We start from the raw sequence: 5,958 nt of genomic DNA on the forward strand, positions 1-5,958 counted from the left end.
GGCTCTCGCCGCCCCGGCGTGAGGGCGGGGGCGCGGGGAGGGGCGTCACGGGGACCGCCCGTCTCGTGTCGGCGGTGCTGGTGCATTGCCGGTGCGGGGGGTCGGATCGGGTGGGGTGTGCATGAAGAGAAGGGGTGTGGGGGCATCCTCGGCAGGCCTGGCGGCGACCTACTCTCCCGCGTCTTGAGACGAAGTACCATTGGCGCTGAGGGGGTTAACGGCCGAGTTCGGAATGGGATCGGGTGGGGACCCCTCGCAAAGGCCACCAGGCCGGCGGAGGATGCTCTCGTGGTCGCGGTGCCGGGCTCCTTCCCCGAGGGGGAGGGCGGCGGCCGCGACCATGATCGTGAAACTGGCGGGTCGAACCCGTCCGGCGAGGCCGGATCTTTCGTTTATCGGTGTCGCATCGTCCGGAGGATCCGGAGGATGGGCATGGGGTAATGAGAGTGATCAAGCCGATCGAGCGATTAGTACTGGTAAGCTCCACGTGTCGCCACGCTTCCACATCCAGCCTATCAACGTCGTCGTCTACAACGGCTCTCAAGGGAGAACTCGTTTCCAGGTGGGTTTCCCGCTTAGATGCTTTCAGCGGTTATCCCGTCCGTACGTAGCTACCCTGCAATGCGGCTGGCGCCACAACAGGTCCACAAGAGGTACGTCCACCCCGGTCCTCTCGTACTAGGGGCAGATCCTGTCAATTCTCCGACACCCACGGCAGATAGGGACCAAACTGTCTCACGACGTTCTGAACCCAGCTCACGTACCGCTTTAATTGGCGAACAGCCAAACCCTTGGGACCTGCTCCAGCCCCAGGATGCGATGAGCCGACATCGAGGTGCCAAACAACACCGTCGCTATGGACGCTTGGGTGTCATCAGCCTGTTATCCCCGGCGTACCTTTTATCCGTTGAGCGATGGCCCTTCCACGCGGGACCACCGGATCACTATGGCCGTCTTTCGACTCTGCTCGACGTGTCAGTCTCGCAGTCAGGCAGGCTTATGCCATTGCACTCAACGAGCGATTTCCGACCGCTCTGAGCCCACCTTCGCGCGCCTCCGTTACTCTTTGGGAGGCGACCGCCCCAGTCAAACTACCCACCATACACTGTCCCGGGCGCAAGCCGCGGTTAGACATCCATGAAAACAAGGGTGGTATTTCAAGGGTGGCTCCACCAAGGCTGGCGCCCTGGCTTCGAAGCCTACCACCTATCCTACACATGTCGTCACGAATGCCAGTGTAAAGCTATAGTAAAGGTGCACGGGGTCTTTCCGTCTGACCGCAGGAACCTCGCATCTTCACGAGGAATTCAATTTCACTGAGTCGATGCTGGAGACAGCGGGGAAGTCGTTACGCCATTCGTGCAGGTCGGAACTTACCCGACAAGGAATTTCGCTACCTTAGGACCGTTATAGTTACGGCCGCCGTTTACCGGGGCTTCAATTCGGTGCTTGCACACCTCCTTTTAACCTTCCGGCACCGGGCAGGCGTCAGACCCTATACGTCGTCTTGCGACTTCGCAGAGCCCTGTGTTTTTGATAAACAGTCGCTACCCCCTGGTCTGTGCCCCTCAGATCCGGTTGCCCGAACCCGAGGCCTCCTTCTCGCGAACTTACGGAGGCAATTTGCCGAGTTCCTTCAGCATCGTTCTCTCAAGCGCCTTGGTATGCTCTACCAGTCCACCTGTGTCGGTTTCGGGTACGGTTTATACGGTGGAGCTATTTCCCGGAACATCTTCGCTGCCCACCCAATCCAATCAGGATGAACAACACACGATATTCGTCACTACCACCAAGTTGCAGAATATTAACTGCATTCCCATCGACTACCCCTTTCGGGTTTGCCTTAGGGGCCGACTAACCCTGCGCAGATTAGCTTTACGCAGGAACCCTTGGACTTTCGGCGAGGGAGTCTCTCACTCCCTTTATCGTTACTCATGTCAGCATTCGCACTTCCGATATCTCCAGGACCTCTCACGAGTATCCCTTCACGGACCTACGGAACGCTCCGCTACCGCTTGTCAAAGACAAGCCCACAGCTTCGGCACGTGGCTTGAGCCCCGTTACATTTTCGGCGCGAGGACCCTTAATTAGACCAGTGAGCTGTTACGCTTTCTTTAAATGATGGCTGCTTCTAAGCCAACATCCTGGTTGTTTTGGGGTCCTTACATCCTTTCACACTTAGCCACGATTTGGGGGCCTTAGCTGGTGATCAGGGTTGTTTCCCTCTTCACGACAGACGTTAGCACCTGCCGTGTGTCTGCTGGATAGTCCTCTCAGGTATTCGGAGTTTGGTTAGGATCAGTAAGGCGGTGAGCCCCCATAGCCCATCCAGTGCTCTACCCCCTGAGGGATACGTCCAACGCTCTACCTAAATAGATTTCGCGGAGAACCAGCTATCACCGAGTTTGATTGGCCTTTCACCCCTAGCCACAAGTCATCCGAGAATTTTGCAACATTCAACGGTTCGGCCCTCCAGTTGGTGTTACCCAACCTTCAGCCTGCTCATGGCTAGATCACCCGGTTTCGGGTCTAATCCGACGAACTGAACGCCCTGTTCAGACTCGCTTTCGCTTCGCCTACACCTACCGGCTTAAGCTTGCTCGTCAGACTAAGTCGCTGACCCATTATACAAAAGGTACGCGGTCACCCTTGCGGGCTCCCACTGTTTGTAAGCATCCGGTTTCAGGAACTATTTCACTCCCCTTGTCGGGGTGCTTTTCACCTTTCCCTCACGGTACTGGTTCACTATCGGTCATCGAGGAGTACTTAGGCTTGGAGGGTGGTCCCCCCATGTTCAGACAGGATTTCACGTGTCCCGCCCTACTCGAACGGCTAATCATCTTACAAGTACGGGGCTGTCACCCTCTATGGCTGAGTTTTCCAACTCATTCCTCTTGTGTCATAGCACGGCCTGGTCCGCGTTCGCTCGCCACTACTAGCGGAGTCTCGGTTGATTTCCTTTCCTCCGGGTACTGAGATGTTTCACTTCCCCGGGTTCGCTCCCTTGCGGGTCCCCTTAACGGGGGGGTTTCCCCATTCGGACATTCACGGATCAAAGGTTGTTCGCACCTCCCCGTGACTTTTCGCAGCGTACCACGTCCTTCATCGCCTCTCGATGCCAAGGCATCCACCAGATGCTCTTAAGGCACTTGATCACTCTCATTATCGATGCCCACCCCGACGCCCCTGCGGGAGCGCATCCCTTCAGCCGAAGGAACGGGTGGACACGATAAGGAAAGACCAGTTTCACGAGATCTGTCCGCATGTCCCGTCCGGGTCCGGTCAGGGACCCGATCGACGGGGCAGGGAGGGCAAACAGTCGGCCAGTCGGCCGGATGTCGGAGAAACCCTCGCCTGACGCAGCGGGACGGGATGATCATGGCCCCGGGAACTCGCGTTCCGGAGGACACGGCCGTCGCCGCTGGGCGAACAAACCTTCTCTTCACGATGTCGGATGATGGCGGAGGTCTCCCTCCGCGGGGCGCCGGGCGCCCGCCCCCCTCCGAAGAGGGGGAAGCTCGGTGTTCGTGAACGGCGATGGTGGAGCCTGTCGGGATCGAACCGACGACCCCCTGCTTGCAAAGCAGGTGCTCTCCCAGCTGAGCTAAGGCCCCGTCTTTTCTGTGCTGCCGGCCGTCGGCCTCCTCGAGCACATTCAGGTGGGACCCGGCTCCCCTTCGGAACAGGTCCGAACTGGAAAAGGTCATCGGTGATGCCAATCGCACCCAGCCGTGCGCATGCATCGCAAAGCGCGAGAGCACAACCAAGTCGTGCTCAAGTAGCGCAAAGCACGATGGCACAACCAAATTGTGCTCACGTAGCGCAAAGCGCGATAGCACAACCAAATTGTGCTCAAGTCGGCCGAAGGCCGATAGCACAACCAAAATGGTGGGCCTGGATGGACTCGAACCATCGACCTTACGCTTATCAGGCGTACGCTCTAACCACCTGAGCTACAGGCCCGCCGTCGGTCTCGCGGGTGTACGTCAGACGACCCACGCAACGCAACGAGGTTCGCGCCCCGCCGACCCCTGGCCGGCGATCCCACGCATACCGTTCACGAAGAAAGAGAAACGAAGGCGGCGCCATCCCGCCAAAGCCGGTACCCGAAGGCCCGGCGTGTTTCCAAGAGACGCGGAAAGGCAAGCCTTGATCCATGTCTTCCTTAGAAAGGAGGTGATCCAGCCGCAGGTTCCCCTACGGCTACCTTGTTACGACTTCACCCCAGTCGCTGACCCTACCGTGGCCGCCTGCCTCCCTAAGGTTAGCACAGCGTCTTCGGGTAGAACCAACTCCCATGGTGTGACGGGCGGTGTGTACAAGGCCTGGGAACGTATTCACCGTGGCATGCTGTTCCACGATTACTAGCGATTCCGACTTCATGCTCTCGAGTTGCAGAGAACAATCCGAACTGAGACAGCTTTTTGGGATTCTCCCATTGTCACTGCCATTGTAGCACGTGTGTAGCCCAGCCCGTAAGGGCCATGAGGACTTGACGTCATCCCCACCTTCCTCTCGGCTTATCACCGGCAGTCCCTCTAGAGTGCCCAACTGAATGATGGCAACTAGAGGCGAGGGTTGCGCTCGTTGCGGGACTTAACCCAACATCTCACGACACGAGCTGACGACAGCCATGCAGCACCTGTCACCCTGTCCCCGAAGGGAAAACTGGATCTCTCCAGCGGTCAGGGGATGTCAAGAGCTGGTAAGGTTCTGCGCGTTGCTTCGAATTAAACCACATGCTCCACCGCTTGTGCAGGCCCCCGTCAATTCCTTTGAGTTTTAATCTTGCGACCGTACTCCCCAGGCGGATAGCTTAATGCGTTAACTGCGCCACCGAGATGCATGCACCCCGACGGCTAGCTATCATCGTTTACGGCGTGGACTACCAGGGTATCTAATCCTGTTTGCTCCCCACGCTTTCGCACCTCAGCGTCAGTACCGTGCCAGTGAGCCGCCTTCGCCACTGGTGTTCTTCCGAATATCTACGAATTTCACCTCTACACTCGGAGTTCCACTCACCTCTCACGGACTCTAGACTGCCAGTATCAAGGGCAATTCCGAGGTTGAGCCCCGGGATTTCACCCCTGACTTAACAGCCCGCCTACGCGCGCTTTACGCCCAGTAATTCCGAACAACGCTAGCCCCCTTCGTATTACCGCGGCTGCTGGCACGAAGTTAGCCGGGGCTTCTTTACTAGGTACTGTCATTATCATCCCTAGCGAAAGAGCTTTACAACCCTAAGGCCGTCATCACTCACGCGGCATGGCTGGATCAGGCTTTCGCCCATTGTCCAATATTCCCCACTGCTGCCTCCCGTAGGAGTCTGGGCCGTGTCTCAGTCCCAGTGTGGCTGATCATCCTCTTAGACCAGCTATGGATCGTCGCCTTGGTGAGCCGTTACCTCACCAACAAGCTAATCCAACGCGGGCCCATCCCTCGGCAATCAATCTTTCCCCCAAAGGGCGTATTCGGTATTAGCTTCCGTTTCCGAAAGTTATTCCGAACCGAAGGGTAGGTTCCCACGCGTTACTCACCCGTCTGCCACTCACCCCGAAGGGTGCGTTCGACTTGCATGTGTTAAGCCTGCCGCCAGCGTTCGTTCTGAGCCAGGATCAAACTCTCAAGTTGAGACAATTTGATCCGGCAAGATCACGTTGACGAGGACACACTCTCGATCTCTCGATCGAGCGGTCCGTCCTGAAACGTGTCCGCCGTTGTCTGATCGATCCAAACCCAGTTCCCCAGGTCCAGATCCGCAAGGACAACGCCGCCCACGCTTCTCTTTCTTCTTCATTCAATTGTCAAAAAACCGGGGTACCTAAACCCCGTGAGAGCCTCGCCCTCAACCCAGAGACAACAAAACCCGGCCGCCCGATCCACTCGGACCAACCCGATCCCGCATGCCCTGAAAACCAGCCCGCGAAAGATACCCTCCCCGCGCCGCCAGTGACGGGG

The 5,958-nt window shown here is 57.7% G+C and carries 2 tRNA genes and 3 rRNA genes; all 5 read right to left on the minus strand.

The features are described 5' to 3' along the window. Positions 1-155: 155 nt before the first annotated feature. Positions 156-270: ribosomal RNA gene (gene rrf / locus JCR33_RS24605) — 5S ribosomal RNA — on the minus strand. A 176-nt stretch (positions 271-446) separates the two neighbouring features. Beyond that, positions 447-3,155 (minus strand): 23S ribosomal RNA (locus JCR33_RS24610). 383 nt (positions 3,156-3,538) lie between these two features. Further along, positions 3,539-3,614, minus strand: a tRNA-Ala gene (locus JCR33_RS24615). A 272-nt stretch (positions 3,615-3,886) separates the two neighbouring features. Continuing rightward, a tRNA-Ile gene (locus JCR33_RS24620) sits at positions 3,887-3,963 on the minus strand. Between the two features lie 206 nt (positions 3,964-4,169). After that, a 16S ribosomal RNA gene (locus tag JCR33_RS24625) occupies positions 4,170-5,631 on the minus strand. Together the 16S, 23S and 5S rRNA genes with 2 tRNA genes alongside form the textbook arrangement of a ribosomal RNA operon. Positions 5,632-5,958 lie beyond the last annotated feature (327 nt).

It is taken from the genome of Acuticoccus mangrovi (assembly GCF_016411865.1).
GTDB lineage: Bacteria > Pseudomonadota > Alphaproteobacteria > Rhizobiales > Amorphaceae > Acuticoccus > Acuticoccus mangrovi.